Below are 15,818 nucleotides of genomic sequence, written 5' to 3'. Positions count from 1 at the left end.
CGGGCAAACGAGCAAGGCAACAAACAAGCAAGGCCGCCGGGAAACCGGCGGCCTTTTGCGTGGACCGGGTGTGCGGAGGGGAGGTTGCTTCAGCCGCCGGTGCTGCTTGCCAGGCGCTCGCGAAGTGGGTGCAGCAGTTCGCCGTAGCGCTCGCGGTAGCTGACCCCGGCCTTGAGCGGCTGGCGCACCTGCGCCGCGCTGGCGGTGCTGTGCACGGCGCGCACGGTCTGGTGCGGCTGGAGACAGGCGGGATCGAAGTCGAGGCCGCAGAAGTCCAGCAAGCGACGGATGCACGATTCGGAATCAGCCAGCAGGGCCTCGTGCGGGAAGTCGAGCAGGTGCTGCGGGTAGCTGGCCAGCCAGTGGCCCATCAGGTGCTGGTAGTCCTGATGGTGCATCACCATGTCGTCGAGGTCGTAGCTGAAGTGGGCGCCGTTGCTGAACAGCTGGCGGTAGCAGGCGAAGCAGGTTTCCAGCGGGTCGCGGTGGCAGTGCACGATGCGTGCGCCGGGCAGCATGGCGCGGATCGCGCCGACGTACTGCCAGGTGACCAGGTTCTTGTCGGTGAAGCGCGGACGCGCCTGCCGCCAGCGGGCGGTGCGTGTGAGGTAGTCGCGACCCAGTCGTGCCCAGTCCGCGGCGGTGGCCTCGGCGACCCAGTGCGGAAACGGCATGCCGCGCCGCTTCGACTCGTCCTCGATGACCTGGGGCAGATCGGTGATCTCGTTGGCGCCCTCCACCTGCGAATGCGAGGCGAGGATCTGTTCGACCAAGGTGGAGCCGGTGCGCGGCAGGCTGACGATGAAGATCGCCTCCTGGCCCAGGCGCGTGTCTAGCGGCGCGGTCACGGGGTCGGTGAACGCCTGCATGATCTGTTCGACCCGCTTGCGCTCGGCCTGGGCGTTCCAGCCCACTTCACGGCGCTTCAGCGCATTGGCTTCGCCGAGGGCGGCATAGGCTCCGGCGTAGTCGCGATGGTCCTCGCAGGCCTTGGCCAGGGCAAAGCCGATCCGAACCCGTGCATCCGCCGTTGCCCCGGGCTGGTGGAACGCCCGTTGCAACTGGGCGAGGTCCCGGTCGTCGAACGCCAGCGTTTTCAGGTTGGCAAGGGCGAACCAGACATTGGGTTCCATCGGTTCGCGGCGCAACACTTCGCGGTAGTTCGCCACTGCGGCGGGAATGTCGCCCAGGATCGCCTGCGCGTCCGCCAGGGTAATGCGCGATCGGGTGTGCGCGGGGTCGAGGCGCAGGGCCAGCTGCAACACCTGGCAAGCGTCCGCGGCGCGGTATTGCAGTTTCAGCGCCTTGCCCAGGTTGTACCAGGAGCTCGCCATGCGCGGGGCCAGTTCGCAGGCCCGCTGCAACGCCGCCAGCGCGGCGTCGATCTGGCCGCATTCGTACAGCGCGGTGCCGAGGTTGGTGTGCAGGACGGGATTGTCCGGAGCGAGCGCGAGCGCCTGCTGCAGGTATTCCACCGCCTTCGCGGGTTCGCCGCGCATCTGGCAGACGATGCCCAGCATGCGGTGCGCCTCGGCGTGATCGGGGGCCATCGCCAGCACGCCGATCAGTGCCCTTTCGGCATCGTCGAGTCGTTCGTTGCCCAGCGCGCGGCTGGCCTCGGCCAGCAGGCGCGTGGCGGTGGGCGACAAGCCGGCAGTATGGCCGGGCGTTGCTGAAACAGGAGGGTTGGGCGCCATGTGTCGCGGATTCCTCAGGATGGCGTCGAACCGCCGATCAGTGGCCGATCTCGGCCGCCCACGCTTCCATGCCGCCCGCCACGTTGTGCACGTGGCTGAAGCCGTGCGCGGCGAAGCGTTCGGCCACGCCTTGGCTGGAGATGCCGCGCTGGCAGACGAAGGCCAGTTCGGTGTCCTTGGGCAGGGCGGCGAGCGCCTCGTAGCCTTCGTCTTCGAGGATGCGCGCCTGCGGCAGCGCGTGCAGTTGGGCACGGGCGGCGGCCGGGCGTACGTCGATCAACACGATGCTGCCGGCGGCGAGGCGCTGCTGCAATTCCTGCACGGTGAGCGATTTCACTTCCTGCGCGCCGGGGAATTTCAGGCTGAGGCCTTCGCCCTGCACGGTGGAGACCCAGTCGATCACGATGCCCTTGGCGCGCTGGGCGCTGGCGGGGTCGAAGTGCACTTCCAGGCCGTTCGCGTGCGCCACGATGTCGTGCTCGCCGGCCGGGGCGAGCTGGAAGCCGGCGCTGTGGTCGGGGCCGATCTCCAAGTGCAGCGCCAGGCCCTGCGCGTTCGCAGTGCCTTCGCGGATCGCCTTGGCGGCGGCGTCGGTGATGGTGATTTCCGGCGGCGTGCGGTCCGGCGCGGCGACGCCGAACAGCGTGTGCAGTTCGCCGCTGCCGTACATCTGGCGGATGATGTCGGCGCCGCCGACCAGCTCGCCTTCGACGTAGAGCTGCGGGATGGTGGGCCAGTCGCCGTAGGCCTTGATGCCCTCGCGGATTTCCGGATCTTCCAGCACGTTCACCGTGTGGTAGTCCGGCAACAGCTCGTTGAGCGTGTTGGTGGCGGCGGCGGAGAAGCCGCAGGCCGGCTGGGACCGGTTGCCCTTCATGAACAGCACCACGCGGTGGCTCTTGAGCAGGGTTTCGATGCGTTCGCGGGTGGCGGTGTCGAGAGACATGGGGAACTCCGGAGGGGACACATGATGATACCGCCGATATGCGGCGCCGCCGCGCGGCTTCAAGTTGGTTTTGCTCGTCATTCCCGCGAAAGCGGGAATAACGGCAATGGCTCAGGAAGTTTCCAGCATGTCGCGAACCACCGGCAACGCGGCCTCGGCCCACAACGCGTACTGCGCCGCGGAGGGATGCAGCCCGTCGCCGGCAAGCAGACTGGCCTGCCGGCGCGAGATCGCCGTGATGTCGGTCCAGCCGGCACCGCGATGCGAGGTCTCGTCATGGGCGGCGGCGTTGTACGCATCCAATTCCGCCGCGATGCGCGCGATGTCGCGGCCGCAGTCGCGGGCGAACGGGGTGACGCCCCAGTCGGGGATAGACAGCACCAGCACGCGGTCGGCGCGGTCGCCGGCCAGGGTGATCGCGCGCTGCAGCAGGCGGCGGAACTCGCCGCGATACTCCGCCACGGCGCGGCCGCGATACTGGTTGTTGACGCCGATCAGCAGGCTGACCAGGTCCCAGGGCGGCACAAAGCCGGCCGCAGCCATCGCGGCGGACAGCTCGTCGGTGGTCCAGCCGGTGGTGGCGAGGATGGTCGGCTCGGCCAGCGGCACGCCCTCGTCGCGCAGCGCGGCGGCCAGTTGCACGGGCCAGCGGCCCGCCGCCGGCACGCCTTCGCCGATGGTGTAGGAGTCGCCGAGGGCGAGATAGGTCATCAGGGACATGCGGGGGTCTCGATGCTCTTCTCCCTGCGGGAGAAGGGTGGCGCGAAGTGCCGGATGAGGGTAGCGGCAGAGTGTAGCGGCCGGGACGATCGCGCCCTCGCTCCAAGCCCTGCCAGGACCCTCATGGGTGTCGGGTCATGGCAAGGTCCGGTTCGCGCCGTGCGCAGATTCCGCGCCGACCGGGTCCTGCAGGGCGGCGCGTTACAGCGGCGCGTCGAAGCACGGCGGCCGACGCAGGTACTCGCGCCGCGCCGACGTCCACACGCCCAGCCCGAAACCCAGCGTGACCAGCAGCAGGACGCCGCCGCCAAGGGCGTGACCCAGCGCACCGAGCAGCCAGTAGCCGCCCCAGTACGTCACCATTGCGCCCAGCGTCACGCCGAGGTCGACCAGGCCGCGACCGAAGCTGCCCTCCGGACCGACCAGATGCACCGCCAGTGCGGTGAGGCTGGCGCCCACGCTGACGATCGCCGCGGTCAGCAGCATGCGCACTGGTTCCGCCGCGTGGGTGAGCACGATGCCCAGCCCGGTGTAGGCCACGGTGCCGAGCACGGTGATCGGCACCAGCACGGTGAGCGCGTCGAGCAGGGTCTGCTGGAAGTCGGCGCGCGTCGGCGGCGCCAGCGTGAGGTAGAGGTCGGCGAGGTTCGGCCGCATCTGCCGCATGCCGCGGCCGAGCTGCGGGAAGCGCGCCACGCCCAGCAGGATCGCGTAGGCGCCCACCATCACCGCGTTGAAGCGCTGGCGATGCATCACCGCCACCACGTAGAACGTCACGATCGCCGCCACCAGCAGCAGGCGCAGCGCGATCGCCTGCGGGTTGTCGTGCGGCAGCAGCAGCCGGCGCACCAGCATCATGCGCAGATGCCAGGTAGGCCTGCGGCGATAGCGCAGCAGCGCCTGTTCCATCGCGCGTTGCGAGGTGCCGTCGAAGATCGCGCCGATGCGCTTGCCCAGCTTGCCGCGGCGCGCGGGTGTGCCGTCCAGGCTTCGCACCCGGGTGCGTCCGAGCTGGGCGTTTTCCAGTGGTGAGCTGTCCGTTTCGCGGTCTTCGATGCGCAGCATCGCGCCCAGGCTGAGCCTGGCGATCAGGGCTGCCAGCAACAGCGCCAGCGGCATGGCCCATGGCGAGGCAATCAGCGCGCGGGCGATCTGGCCGGCCAGCCCCGGCTGCCAGCCGGCCAGCACGAACAGGCCCCACACCAGCAGGTTGATGTAGCGCGTGGAACTGGCCGCCAGCCCGATGGACGCCAGCAGCAGGATGGTCGTGCCAGCCAGCAACGCATGCGGCACGCCCAGCAGCAGCGCGGCCAGCGTGGGCAGCAGTACCCACTGCGCGACCTGCAGCGCCCCCGCCGTGGCGAGCCGCGGGCGGAAGCCGGGCAGCAGGAAACTCTCGGGCCGGCACAGTCCGCGCAGGCACATGCCCAGCATGGTGAACCAGAACCAGGCGCCGAAGGCGAGCAGCGTGGCGGCCACGCCGGCGATGTCCATGCCGATTGCGGGTGTGCAAGCCAGCAGGATCGCGGCGACCAGCCAGGTCAGTTGCAGCAGCAACGCGCCGACCAGCAGTTGCCGGCATGGCTGCAACCACAGCTGCCACACCGCCCTCATGCCAGCTCCACGAACAGGTCTTCCAGCGTGGGCGTCTCGATGCGCAGCACAGCGCTTTCGCGTGTGGCCAGTGCATGCAGGCTTTCGACGTTCGCATCCTCCACCAGCAGTTGCGCCTCGTCGCCCTTGAGCGTGGCCTTCAGCAGGCCGGCGACCACCGGTGCCTGCGGCCAGCCGCCCGCGCGCACGAGCACGGCGCGGCGCAGGTGTTCGCGCAGCTCGGCCAGCGGCCGGGTGAACTGGATCGCGCCGTCGCGCAGCAGGGTGATGTCGGCGTCGGCACGTTCGAGGTCGGCGGTGATGTGGGTGGAGAAGATCACCGTCTTGCCCGGCGCCTTCATCAACTCCAGCAGCTCGGCCATGAAGGCGCGGCGCGCCTGCGGGTCGAGGCTGGCCACCGGTTCGTCCAGCACCAGCAGGTCGGGTTCGGGCGCGATGGCGCGCACGATCGCCAGCTTCTGCCGCTGGCCCTGCGACAGCTCGCCGATCTTCTGCTTCGGGTCGAGTTCCCAGTCGCCGAGCAGGCGCGCGGCCAGCGCGTGGTTCCAGCGCACGTAGAACGCGGCGGTGAAGTCGAGGTAGGCGCGCACCTTCATCCACGGAAACAGATCGAAGGTCTGCGGCACGAAGCCGATGCGGTGCATGCGTTCGCCGCCGGGTTCGGTCATCGCCTCGCCGAACAGTTCCACCGTGCCTGCGTCGATCGGCGAGAGGCCCAGCAGGCAGCGCAGCAAGGTGGTCTTGCCGGCGCCATTCCTGCCCAGCAGGCCGATCACCCGGCCGGGCGGCACGTCCCAGTCGATGCCGCGCAGCACCTCGCGCTGCTTGAAGGATTTGCGCAGGCCGCGCACATGCAGCACGGGCTCGATCCGCGCGTCGGCGACGGGCGCCGTCGGTACCGTGGCGATAGTCGACATCCTTGCGCATGCTCCCCTTGGCGAGGCGGCCAATGTGCCACGCAGATGGGGTCAGAGTCAGTTTTCCTGACGTTTCGGCTTGACCGGGAGATGCGGAAAACTGACTCTGACCCCGCTCCTCACTCCCTGGCCAGCCCATGACCACCCTCAGCGGCAAGACCCTGTTCATCACCGGCGCCTCGCGCGGCATCGGCCTGGCGATCGCGCTGCGCGCCGCGCGCGACGGCGCCAACATCGCGATCGTCGCCAAGAGCGGCGTGCCGAACCCCAGGCTGCCCGGCACCATCCATACCGCCGCCGCCGAGATCGAGGCGGCCGGCGGCCGCGCGCTGGCGCTGAAGTGCGACATCCGCGACGAGGCCGAGGTGCGCGCCGCGGCGGCGCAGGCGGCCGAGCACTTCGGCGGCATCGACATCGTGGTGAACAACGCCAGCGCGATCTGGCTGGCCGGCGTGGAGGGCACGCCGATGAAACGCTACGACCTGATGCACCAGGTCAACACGCGTGGGACCTTCCTCGTCACGCAGAGCTGCCTGCCGCATCTGAAGCAGGCCGCGAACCCGCACGTGCTGATGCTGGCGCCGCCGCCCAGCCTCGACCCGAAGTGGTTCGCGCCGCACACCGCCTACACCATCGCCAAGATGGGCATGAGCCTGTGCGTGCTGGGCATGAGCGCGGAATTCGCGCCGCTGGGCATCGCGGTGAACGCGCTGTGGCCGCGCACGGTGATCGCCACGGCGGCGATCGGCATGATCGAGGGCGTGCGTGCCGAGCAGTGCCGGCGACCGGAGATCGTGGCCGATGCGGCGCATGCCATGCTCGTCCGTCCCGCGCGGGAATGCACCGGCAGTTTCGCGATCGACGAGGACGTGTTGCGCGAGACCGGCGTGCGCGATTTCGACCCTTACGCGGTGCAGCCAGGCCAGCCGCTGCTGCCCGATCTTTTCCTGGGCTGACCCGGCGTCAGGGCGCGCAGAGCGGCCGTAGGCGGTCGGCGCCGGCACCCACGATGCAGAGTCGGCGTCCAGTTCCACGGGCGCCGCCGCTTCGGGGAAATCGATGAACAAGCCCGTCCCCTTCCCGGCGTGCCTCCCCGGCGAAGCGGGGTACGGGGATGTGCCGGCCCCGGGCGGAGCAGTGGTCGATGGGGCGCAGCAACTGCCCGTTACACTGCCCGCATGGCTGGACGTTCTTCCCGCGCCGAGCTGCCGTTGTTCCCGCTGTCCACGGTGCTGTACCCGGGCGGACGGCTGGAACTGCGCATCTTCGAGCCGCGCTACCTCGATCTGGTGCGCGAGTGCACGCGCGACGAGCGCGGCTTCGGCGTCTGCCTGATCCTGCAAGGGCGCGAAACCGGCGAGCCGGCCCTGCCGGCGGCGGTGGGCACGCTGGCGCACATCGTGGATTTCCATTACGGCGCCGACGGCTTGCTCGGCATCGTGGCCGAGGGTGGCCAGCGCTTCCGGGTGCGGCGCACACGGGTGCGCGCGGACGGCCAGCTGCGTGGCGAGGTGGAGTGGTGGCCGGAGGAGGCGCACGTGCCGGTGCCGGTCGAGCTCGCCTTGCTGCAGACGATCGCCGAGCGCCTGGTCGAGGCGATGGCGCCGCAGTGGCGGCAGGTGCCGCGCGAGTGCTACGACGACGCGCGCTGGCTGGGTTTCCGGCTGGCCGAACTGCTGCCGCTGGGTGGTGACGAACGCCAGCGCCTGCTGGAGCTTGCCGACCCGCTGCAGCGCCTGGCTGAGCTGCGCGACATCCTGCCGCGCTTCCAGAAGGCCTGACGCATTCACGCGCGGCGGTGGGCCGGGCAGGCGCATGTCGATCTGCGTCGTCGAAAGATCTTTCGAAGCGCCGCGTGCGCAAGGCCCGAGCCGTCATCGACCCGGATGGATCCGCACGGCGCTGTCATATCCGCGCCGTCCGGGCGGGATTACAATTCGCGCCGAATCACTTGCCTGCATGGATCCGCCACACGGGTGTCGCGAAGGGGGCGATACGTGGCGATCAAATCCGGGGGAGGGAGTATGGACGCTACAGGTGCGAAGCCGCTGGGGTGCGTGATCTGGTTCGGACAACCGGATGCCCGCGAGCGCAAGGGACTGGCTGAGGCCGGATGGCATCTTCGCGTGGCCGGGGTGGACGCCGACGCTGGGGTGCGCGAGGGCGGCGACGTGGTGGCATTGGCGGACCTGCGCCAATGCGACGCGCGCGCCATGCCGGTGATGCGACGCCTGATGACGGAGCATCCCGCGCTGCCGTGGATCGCCCTGATCCCGTTCGACACGCAGGCGCGGCATCCGCAGGTCAAGCGCATCCTGCAAGGTTGCCGCGATTTCTTCAGCACGCCGCTCGATCTGCCGCGCCTGCTCGCGGCACTGGCGCGCGCCGCCGCGGGGCCGCCGCCCGTGACGGAGTCGGCGGTCGACCTGCCCGAGCTGGTAGGGCGCAGCGCCGCACTGGCGACGGTGGCGGCCAGCCTGCGCAAGTACGCGCCGGTCGATCTGCCGGTGCTGATCACCGGCGAGACCGGCGTCGGCAAGGAAGTGGCCGCCCGCGTGCTGCATCGACTCTCGGCGCGCGCCATGCAGCCGTTCGTGGCGATCAACTGCGGTTCGCTGCCGCTCAACCTGGTGCAGTCCGAATTGTTCGGCCACGAGCGCGGCGCGTTCACCGACGCCACCACGCGGCGGATCGGGCACATCGAGAGCGCGGCCGGCGGCAGCATCCTGCTGGACGAAGTCGGCGACCTGCCGCTGGACGCGCAGACCAACCTGCTGCGCTTCCTGCAGGAAGGCGTGCTGCAACGCCTTGGCAGCAGCCGGCCGGTCGAGGTCGACGTGCGCGTGATGGCCGCCACCCATCTGGATCTGGAACACGCCGTGGCGACGGGTCGCTTCCGCGAGGACCTGTACTACCGGCTCAACGTGCTGCGGCTGCAGGTGCCGCCGCTGCGCGAGCGCGGCGACGACGTCGACCTGCTGGCGCAGCATTATCTCGAACGCTTCCGCGAACGGCAGGCCTGCGCCGCCCGCGGTTTCGACGACGCGGCCTTGCAGGCGATGCGCCAGTACGCGTGGCCGGGCAACGTGCGCGAGCTGCGCAATCGGGTGCAGCGCGCCGCGGTGCTGGCGGAAGGCGCGCTGATCAGCGCGGCTGACCTCGCCCTGCCGGTCGGCGCGACGGAACACGCTGACCTGGCTGGCGCCAGCCTTGGTGTCTCCCGCGCCTCGGCCGAGCGCGAGACCATCGCCGCCTGCCTGCGCGAGTGCCGGTTCAACATCAGCGAGTGCGCGCGGCGCCTGCAGATCTCCCGGGTCACCGTGTACCGCCTGTGCAAGAAGCACCGGCTGGAGTTGCGCACACCGTAAGCGGCGTCGGCAGGCGGCGGGCGGCCTTCGCCGATCCCTGTGCCGGATCGGCGCGGATCCGGCGGTTGCCCGTGGGATAATGCCGGCCTCACGCGCATCACCTGGCCGGATCCTGCGATCGCGGACGTTTCGCGACGCTCCGGGCGAACACGGGAACAGGGCCGGGGCGCAACCTGGAGTGCCCCATGCCGCAACACGATTCGACCCTGCCTTCCTCCCTGATCGGTCTCGGCCAGCGTTACTGGCTGCCGGTGTACAAGCCGCGCGAGCTGGTGCTCGACCACGGCAAGGGCGCGCGGGTGTGGGATACGGAAGGGCGCGACTACGTCGACTTCGGCGCCGGCATCGCGGTGAATGCGCTGGGCCACCAGGATCCCGACCTGCTCGCCGCGCTCACCGCGCAGGCGCACAAGCTGTGGCACGCCAGCAACGTGTTCTACACCGAGCCGCCGCTGCGGCTGGCCGAGGAGCTGGTGCAGACAAGCAATTTTGCCGAGCGGGTATTCCTGTGCAACTCCGGCGCCGAGGCGAACGAGGCGGCGATCAAGCTGGTGCGCAAGTGGGCGGCCGCGCAGGGGCGCGCACCGGAGCGGCGCGTCATCGTCACCTTCAAGGGCTCGTTCCACGGCCGCACCCTGGCCACCGTCACCGCCACCGCGCAGCCGAAGTACCAGGCCGGCTACGAGCCGCTGCCACAAGGCTTCCGCTACCTCGACTTCAACGATGTGGCCGCGCTGGAGGCTGCGTTCGCCGCTGGCGACGTCGCCGCGGTGATGCTGGAGCCGGTGCAGGGCGAGGGCGGCGTAGTGCCGGCCGCGCCCGGGTTTCTGCAGCGCGTGCGCGAACTGTGCGACGCGCACGGTGCGTTGCTGGTGCTGGACGAGATTCAGTGCGGCATGGGCCGCACCGGCACGCTGTTCGCCCACGTGCAGGATGGCGTGCGGCCCGACATCGTGACGCTCGCCAAGGCGCTGGGTTGCGGTTTCCCGATCGGCGCGATGCTGGCCGGGCCGAAGGTGGCCGAGGTGATGCAGTACGGCGCCCACGGCACCACCTTCGGCGGCAACCCGATGGCTGCCGCGGTGGCGCGTACGGCATTGCGCAAGCTGGGCTCGCACGAATTGCTGGCGAACGTGGTGGCGCAGGCGCAGGCGTTGCGCGACGGGCTGGCGGCGATCGATGCGGAACTGCACCTGTTCGACGAGGTGCGCGGCCGCGGCCTGATGATCGGCGCAGTGCTGGCCGAGGCGCACCGCGGCAAGGCCGGCGAGATTCTCGACCACGCCGCCGCGCACGGCCTGCTGCTGCTGCAGGCCGGCCCGGACGTGCTGCGTTTCGTGCCGCCGCTGACGATCGACGCCGAGGAACTGGCTGAAGGACTGAAGCGCCTGCACGCGGCTCTCCGCGCCTTCGCGCAGGTCTGACACCGACGGAGACTGACGATGAAATACCTGCACACCATGGTGCGCGTGCGCGACATCGATGCCTCGCTGCGTTTCTACTGCGGAGGCCTGGGCCTGAAGGAAATGCGCCGCATGGAGAACGCCCAGGGCAAGTTCACCCTGGTGTTTCTTGCCGCACCGGACAGCCCCGAGGCGGAAGTCGAGCTGACCTACAACTGGGGTTCGACCGAGGATTACGGCAGTGCGCGCAACTTCGGCCACCTCGCGTTCCGGGTGGAGGACATCTATGCCACCTGCCGGCGACTGATGGACATGGGCTACACCATCCATCGCCCGCCGCGCGACGGTCACATGGCCTTCGTGCGTTCGCCCGACCTGGTCTCGGTGGAGCTGCTGCAGGACGGCCACCTGCCGCCGGCCGAACCCTGGGCCTCGATGCCCAATGTCGGTCAGTGGTGATCAGCTCTCGCCGGAGCGCGGCTTGCCGATGCGGAAGCGGCAGGCCTGCCCGCCGCGCAGCAGGCATTCCATGTGCTGGATCGGCCGTCCGGTGGCCGCTTCCATGAAGGCGAGATCGAAGCGGCACACGTCCGGGTGCTGCTTCGCCAAGGTGTGGAACACGCAGTTGTACGCCTCGACCTGGGTTTCGCCGTCACGCTTAACGGTGGACGCTTCGTAGCCCAGCGCGTCGAGTTGCTCGGCGAGCCGCGCGGCGATGGCGGCGTCATCCGCGCCGTCGACGCGGCTGGCCGCGGCGCTGCCCAGCTCCTGCCCGATCGTGGCCAGCAGTGCCTGCACGCCGGCCTTGCCGGCGCTGGCGTACAGGTGTTCGAGGATGCCGGTGGCGATCAGGCCGTAATTGCGCGGAAACAGCTCGCGCCCCGCCGGCAGCAGCAGGTAGCGCGCCTGCGGCCGGCCGCCGGTGGGCTGCGCCATGCCGCGCTCGACATAACCCGCGGCGATCAGCGCGGCCAGATGCTGGCGCACCGCGTTATGGGTGACGTGCAAGGCTTGGCACAGCGCTTCCACGCTGGCGCCCTGCGGCGCGGCCAGCAGCGCCCGCAGCAGTTTCTGCTGGGTCTGGCCGAGCTGGTGCAGGGCGCTCACCGGTTTCATTGCACCTTGGTCGGAAATTGCGCGGCGATACCGCCGGCCAGCGCATCGGCGATGGTGTTCATGTGTTCCTGCATCATCACCCAGGTCTTCGCTTCGGCCGCACTGTCGCCGCCCATGATCTCGCCGATCTGTGCCTTGTGGTCGGCCACGTGCTCCAGCAGCAGACCTTGCACCGTGGCCTCGGGCCAGTTCGCGGGGTTCGCGCCGTGCAGGAATTTCGCGATCTCGCCGGCATTCGTGGACAGGTCCTGCATCGCCTTGTCGCTGGCGGCCTTGTCGCCGGCGTGTTCGGCATCGGTCAGCGCCTTGACGCCGGCCCAATGCCCGGCGAGCAGTTTCAGCATGCCCTTGCCGGCGTCGGCGCCGTAGAAGCCGGCCACGGCATTGGCGATCTGCCTCGCGTTCACGACCACGTCATCGGCAGCCTTGGTCGCCGCCGCCGTGTTGCCGGCCTTTACCGCCATTGCGTAGGCGCGGGTGTGCACGATGTGGCCGTGCCACAGGCTGCGGAGCGCGGCGTGGAGTTTCGGCGCGGCCGGTGCCGCGGCGGCTTGCGGTGCGGCTTGCATGGCCGGCATGGTCGGCGCTGCAAGCGTGACGGAAGACAGGCCCAGGCCCAAGGCAAGGGCGCAGGCAATGGTGAGGGATTTCATGGTGTCTACTCCTGTGACGGGTCGCCGGATGGCGACCCCGTCATCCTGAGTGACGGCCAAGAATAGTAAATATATCCATGTGTAAAGCCAGTCGCGGAGCGATTGTCACGCGCCGGCTCAGCGTGCCTTGGCCTCCGCCAGTGCCTCGCGTGCGGCTTGCAAGGTATCGGCGATGTCCTGGTCCGAATGCGCGCTGGACAGGAAGCCCGCCTCGAACGCGCTGGGCGCGAGGTACACGCCGCGCTTCAGCATGCCGTGGAAGAAGCGGTTGAACAGCGCCGTGTCCGCCGCGGTGGCCTGCGCGTAGCCGGTCACCTTTTCCGCGCTGAAGAACAGGCCGAACATGCCACCCACGCGATTGGTGCTGAACGGCACGCCGGCAGCGTCGGCCACCGACTGGAAACCGTCGCAGAGCAGGCGGGTGCGCGCGGCCAGCGTGTCGTGAAAGCCCGGCGCCTGGATCAGCTCCAGCATCGCGAGGCCCGCCGCCATCGCCACCGGATTGCCGCTGAGCGTGCCGGCCTGGTAGATCGGGCCGGCCGGCGCGATCTGTTCCATCAGCTCGCGACGGCCGCCGTAGGCACCCACCGGCATGCCGCCGCCGATGATCTTGCCGAAGGTGCTGAGGTCGGGCGTCACGCCGTACAGCGCCTGCGCGCCTCCCAGCGCCACTCGGAAGCCGGTCATCACCTCGTCGAAGATCAGCAGCGCGCCGTGGCGCGTGCACAGTTCGCGCAGGCCTTGCAGATAGCCGTCCACTGGTGGGATGCAATTCATGTTGCCGGCCACCGGCTCGATGATCAGGCCGGCGATCTCGCTGCCGTGTTCGGCGAACATGGCCTTGGCCGCATCGAGGTCGTTGTAGGGCAGGGTGAGCGTGAGGTCGGCGTTCGCCTTGGGCACGCCGGGCGAGGTGGGCACGCCGAAGGTGAGCGCGCCGGAACCGGCCTTCACCAGGAAGCTGTCGCCGTGGCCGTGGTAGCAGCCCTCGAACTTCACGATCTTCGCGCGGCCGGTGGCGCCACGGGCGAGGCGAATCGCCGACATGGTGGCCTCGGTGCCCGAGTTCACCATGCGCACCATCTGCATCGACGGCACCAGTTTCACGATGGTCTCGGCCATCATCACTTCGGCGGGGCAGGGCGTGCCGAAGGAGAGGCCGTTCTTCACGGTGCGTTCCACTGCCTCGCGCACCGCGGGGTGGTTGTGGCCCACGATCATCGGCCCCCACGAGCCCACGTAGTCGACGTAGCGCCTGCCTTCCACATCCCATAGGTAGGCGCCGTCGGCGCGCGCGGTGAAGAACGGCTCGCCGCCCACCGACTTGAACGCGCGTACCGGCGAATTGACGCCGCCGGGCATCAACTGGCGGGCGCGCTGGAACAGTTCGTGGTTGGTGCTCATCGGTGGCTTCTCAATCGGCGGGGTAGAGGCGGGCGAAACGCTGCGTGGCGGAGCGCACGTCGGGCGCGGCGAACACCGCGGAGATCACGGCGAGGAAGTCCGCGCCGGCTTCGACCAGGGAGGACGCATTGTCCGGCGTGATGCCGCCGATCGCCACCCGTGGCACGCCCAGCGTGGCGCTCTGCCGCAGCAGGTCCAGCGGCGCGCGTGCCGCCTGCGGCTTGGTGGGCGAGGGGAAGAACGCGCCGAACGCCACGTAGTCGGCGCCGGCTGCTGCGGCGGCGCGGGCGCGTTCGAGCGAGTCGTAACAGGACACGCCGATGATCGCACCAGGGCCCAGCGCCACGCGGGCGGCGGCCACGTCATCGTCGTCGCGTCCCAGGTGTACGCCGGCGGCGCCCACCGCGACGGCCAGCGCGACGTCGTCGTTGACGATCAGCGGCACGGCGTGCGCGTCGCACAACTGCTTGAGCGCAGCGGCTTCGGCATGGCGCCGCGCGGCATCGGCGGTCTTGTCGCGGTATTGCAGCACCCGCGCGCCGCCGGCCAGCGCCTGCGAGACAGCCGTCGACAGGTCGGTGCGCGGGCCGTCGGTGATCGCATACAGGCCGCAGTGCGGGAGTTGGATGGATGTCATGGCGTAGGGTTTTTCGTGGCTTCGTGGAGCGCGGGCGAGCGCCGCGTGCTTTCGCAACGGCAGGCGAGTTGCGAGAATGCACTATTCGCCCTTGAACAAAGAAGCACGACGATGAGCCAGAGCTCCACCGAAACCGCCACGCTGCGTAAATGGATGTGCGTGGTCTGCGGCTACATTTACGACGAAGCGCTGGGCGTGCCGGAAGAGGACATCGCCGCCGGCACGCGCTGGGAGGACGTGCCCGAGACCTGGACCTGTCCGGATTGCGGCGCCACCAAGAGCGACTTCGAGATGATCGAGGTCGACTGATCGCCGATGCCTGCCCGCACCCGGCCCGTTTTCGCCATGTTTCCGCCTGCGAGCGGGCCCGCCGATCTGCTGTGATGCTTCCACGCGCAAGCCATGCGCGTCATGCGGAAGCATCACCATGCAGCAGTTCATTCCGTTCGAAGATGACTGGGACATGCTCGACGCGATCCGTCCCGAAGCGTTGATCCCTTACCGCGTCGGCGTGGCGCTCGTCTCGCCGGCCGACGTCGCTCAGTCGACCGTTCCCAGCTTGCCCTCGATCGCCAGCGTGTCGCCGTTGCGCACGCCGATCCGCGCGGCCGTGCCTGCCGACAGCTCCAGCACGTAACGCGCCGGCCCCGTGCTGGGGTAGACCGGGCACGGATCGGCTTTGCACGGTTGCACGTCGACTTGCGCCGACACCAGCTTGCGCTCGGCATCGAAGTACAGGATGTCGAGCGGGATCAGCGTGTTCTTCATCCAGAACCCGCGTGGCGCCGTATCGGGAAACACGAACAGCATGCCGTGGTCCGGTGCCAGCGAGCTTCGCATCATCAGGCCGTGTTCGCGTGCAGCCTCGTTGGTGGCGAGCTCCACCGAGTAGTGATGCCCGCGCAGGGTTACGCTGACGGGTGCAGTGTCAGCGGGGTACGCGCAGGCGTTGCCGCCCAGTGCCAGCAGCGCGGCGGCGAGCAGGAATCTCAGCATGGCGTGATGTCTCGCATGGTCTATGGTCGGGGCAGTGTAGAGCCGCGCATCGTGGTGGCTTCGCCGAAAAATTTGCGTGCCGCCCCTTCCCAGTCGCGCGGCGCGGCGCTATGATTCTCGCCCCTTCGACGAGCCGCCTTTCGTCGAAGGGTTCCTCGACAACGCGACGTGAAATTTTCTCCTCGCGCTTGTTGACGACGGGAAAAACCGATGTAGAATGGGCGGCTCACCGGGACGAAATGTCCTCTAGCGGAAAGCTCCGCGGTGGTTGGATCTTTGACAGTGTGCACAGGTGAATTGTGTGGACGCCTTGCGCTGGCGGGTCGATGACCTGTCCAAGCAATGCA

General features: G+C 69.3%; 16 protein-coding genes. 6 read left to right on the top strand and 10 right to left on the bottom strand.

From position 1 onward, the window contains the following. Positions 1-89: 89 nt before the first annotated feature. The 5 genes from B0E52_RS16700 to B0E52_RS16680 form a co-directional block, all read right to left on the bottom strand. Positions 90-1,697 (bottom strand): sulfotransferase family protein, encoded by a 1,608-nt coding sequence (locus B0E52_RS16700; RefSeq protein ID WP_077485686.1) that lies wholly within the window; start codon positions 1,695-1,697, stop codon positions 90-92. 37 nt (positions 1,698-1,734) lie between these two features. Continuing rightward, positions 1,735-2,643, bottom strand: a complete 909-nt coding sequence (gene grxD / locus B0E52_RS16695) for a Grx4 family monothiol glutaredoxin (RefSeq protein WP_077485685.1) — start codon at positions 2,641-2,643, stop codon at positions 1,735-1,737. 111 nt (positions 2,644-2,754) lie between these two features. Beyond that, positions 2,755-3,354, bottom strand: coding sequence for an SGNH/GDSL hydrolase family protein (locus tag B0E52_RS16690; RefSeq protein WP_174575585.1), 600 nt, complete (start codon positions 3,352-3,354; stop codon positions 2,755-2,757). 210 nt (positions 3,355-3,564) lie between these two features. Beyond that, entirely contained in the window at positions 3,565-4,977 is a 1,413-nt protein-coding gene (locus tag B0E52_RS16685; protein ID WP_139351733.1) for a hypothetical protein, read from the bottom strand. After that, on the bottom strand, positions 4,974-5,894 hold the full coding sequence (locus B0E52_RS16680) for an ABC transporter ATP-binding protein (protein WP_077485682.1): 921 nt from the start codon (positions 5,892-5,894) through the stop codon (positions 4,974-4,976). Before B0E52_RS16680 ends, B0E52_RS16685 begins: the two co-directional genes overlap by 4 nt. Before the next feature lie 137 nt (positions 5,895-6,031). Between B0E52_RS16680 and B0E52_RS16675 the strand changes: the two genes are divergently transcribed. The 5 genes from B0E52_RS16675 to B0E52_RS16655 all read left to right on the top strand — a co-directional run bounded on the left by B0E52_RS16675 (position 6,032) and on the right by B0E52_RS16655 (position 11,124). Further along, positions 6,032-6,850 (top strand): NAD(P)-dependent oxidoreductase, encoded by an 819-nt coding sequence (locus tag B0E52_RS16675; RefSeq protein WP_077485680.1) that lies wholly within the window; start codon positions 6,032-6,034, stop codon positions 6,848-6,850. A gap of 222 nt (positions 6,851-7,072) precedes the next feature. Then, complete coding sequence (locus tag B0E52_RS16670) at positions 7,073-7,675, top strand: LON peptidase substrate-binding domain-containing protein (protein ID WP_077485678.1); 603 nt, start codon at positions 7,073-7,075, stop codon at positions 7,673-7,675. 243 nt (positions 7,676-7,918) lie between these two features. Then, positions 7,919-9,262 carry a sigma-54 dependent transcriptional regulator gene (locus B0E52_RS16665; RefSeq protein ID WP_077485676.1) on the top strand — a complete coding sequence of 448 codons (1,344 nt, stop codon included), beginning with the start codon at positions 7,919-7,921 and terminating at the stop codon, positions 9,260-9,262. A 185-nt stretch (positions 9,263-9,447) separates the two neighbouring features. Next, positions 9,448-10,686 carry an acetylornithine/succinylornithine family transaminase gene (locus B0E52_RS16660; protein WP_077485675.1) on the top strand — a complete coding sequence of 413 codons (1,239 nt, stop codon included), beginning with the start codon at positions 9,448-9,450 and terminating at the stop codon, positions 10,684-10,686. An 18-nt stretch (positions 10,687-10,704) separates the two neighbouring features. After that, complete coding sequence (locus B0E52_RS16655) at positions 10,705-11,124, top strand: VOC family protein (RefSeq protein WP_077485673.1); 420 nt, start codon at positions 10,705-10,707, stop codon at positions 11,122-11,124. Here the strand turns inward: B0E52_RS16655 and B0E52_RS16650 are convergent, their stop codons facing one another. The 4 genes from B0E52_RS16650 to thiE all read right to left on the bottom strand — a co-directional run bounded on the left by B0E52_RS16650 (position 11,125) and on the right by thiE (position 14,475). Further along, the gene (locus B0E52_RS16650; protein ID WP_168174214.1) at positions 11,125-11,772 is read right to left on the bottom strand and encodes a MarR family transcriptional regulator; all 648 of its coding nucleotides are present in this window, start codon (positions 11,770-11,772) and stop codon (positions 11,125-11,127) included. 5 nt (positions 11,773-11,777) lie between these two features. Continuing rightward, entirely contained in the window at positions 11,778-12,434 is a 657-nt protein-coding gene (locus B0E52_RS16645) for a hypothetical protein (RefSeq protein WP_077485670.1), read from the bottom strand. Positions 12,435-12,551: 117 nt separating this feature from the next. Continuing rightward, the gene (hemL, locus tag B0E52_RS16640) at positions 12,552-13,838 is read right to left on the bottom strand and encodes a glutamate-1-semialdehyde 2,1-aminomutase (protein ID WP_077485668.1); all 1,287 of its coding nucleotides are present in this window, start codon (positions 13,836-13,838) and stop codon (positions 12,552-12,554) included. 10 nt (positions 13,839-13,848) lie between these two features. Beyond that, entirely contained in the window at positions 13,849-14,475 is a 627-nt protein-coding gene (gene thiE, locus B0E52_RS16635; protein WP_077485667.1) for a thiamine phosphate synthase, read from the bottom strand. Between the two features lie 111 nt (positions 14,476-14,586). Here thiE and B0E52_RS16630 point away from each other — a divergent pair, with 111 nt between their 5' ends. Then, positions 14,587-14,784, top strand: a complete 198-nt coding sequence (locus B0E52_RS16630) for a rubredoxin (RefSeq protein ID WP_077485665.1) — start codon at positions 14,587-14,589, stop codon at positions 14,782-14,784. 231 nt (positions 14,785-15,015) lie between these two features. Here B0E52_RS16630 and B0E52_RS16625 read toward each other — a convergent pair whose 3' ends face one another. Beyond that, the gene (locus tag B0E52_RS16625; RefSeq protein WP_077485663.1) at positions 15,016-15,471 is read right to left on the bottom strand and encodes a DUF192 domain-containing protein; all 456 of its coding nucleotides are present in this window, start codon (positions 15,469-15,471) and stop codon (positions 15,016-15,018) included. Positions 15,472-15,818: the final 347 nt, after the last annotated feature.

This window comes from Rhodanobacter sp. C06 (genome assembly GCF_002001105.1).
In the GTDB taxonomy this organism is placed as follows: Bacteria; Pseudomonadota; Gammaproteobacteria; order Xanthomonadales; family Rhodanobacteraceae; genus Rhodanobacter_A.
The sequence above is the reverse complement of the archived record's forward strand: the minus strand, read 5'-3'. Positions and strand labels throughout refer to the sequence as shown.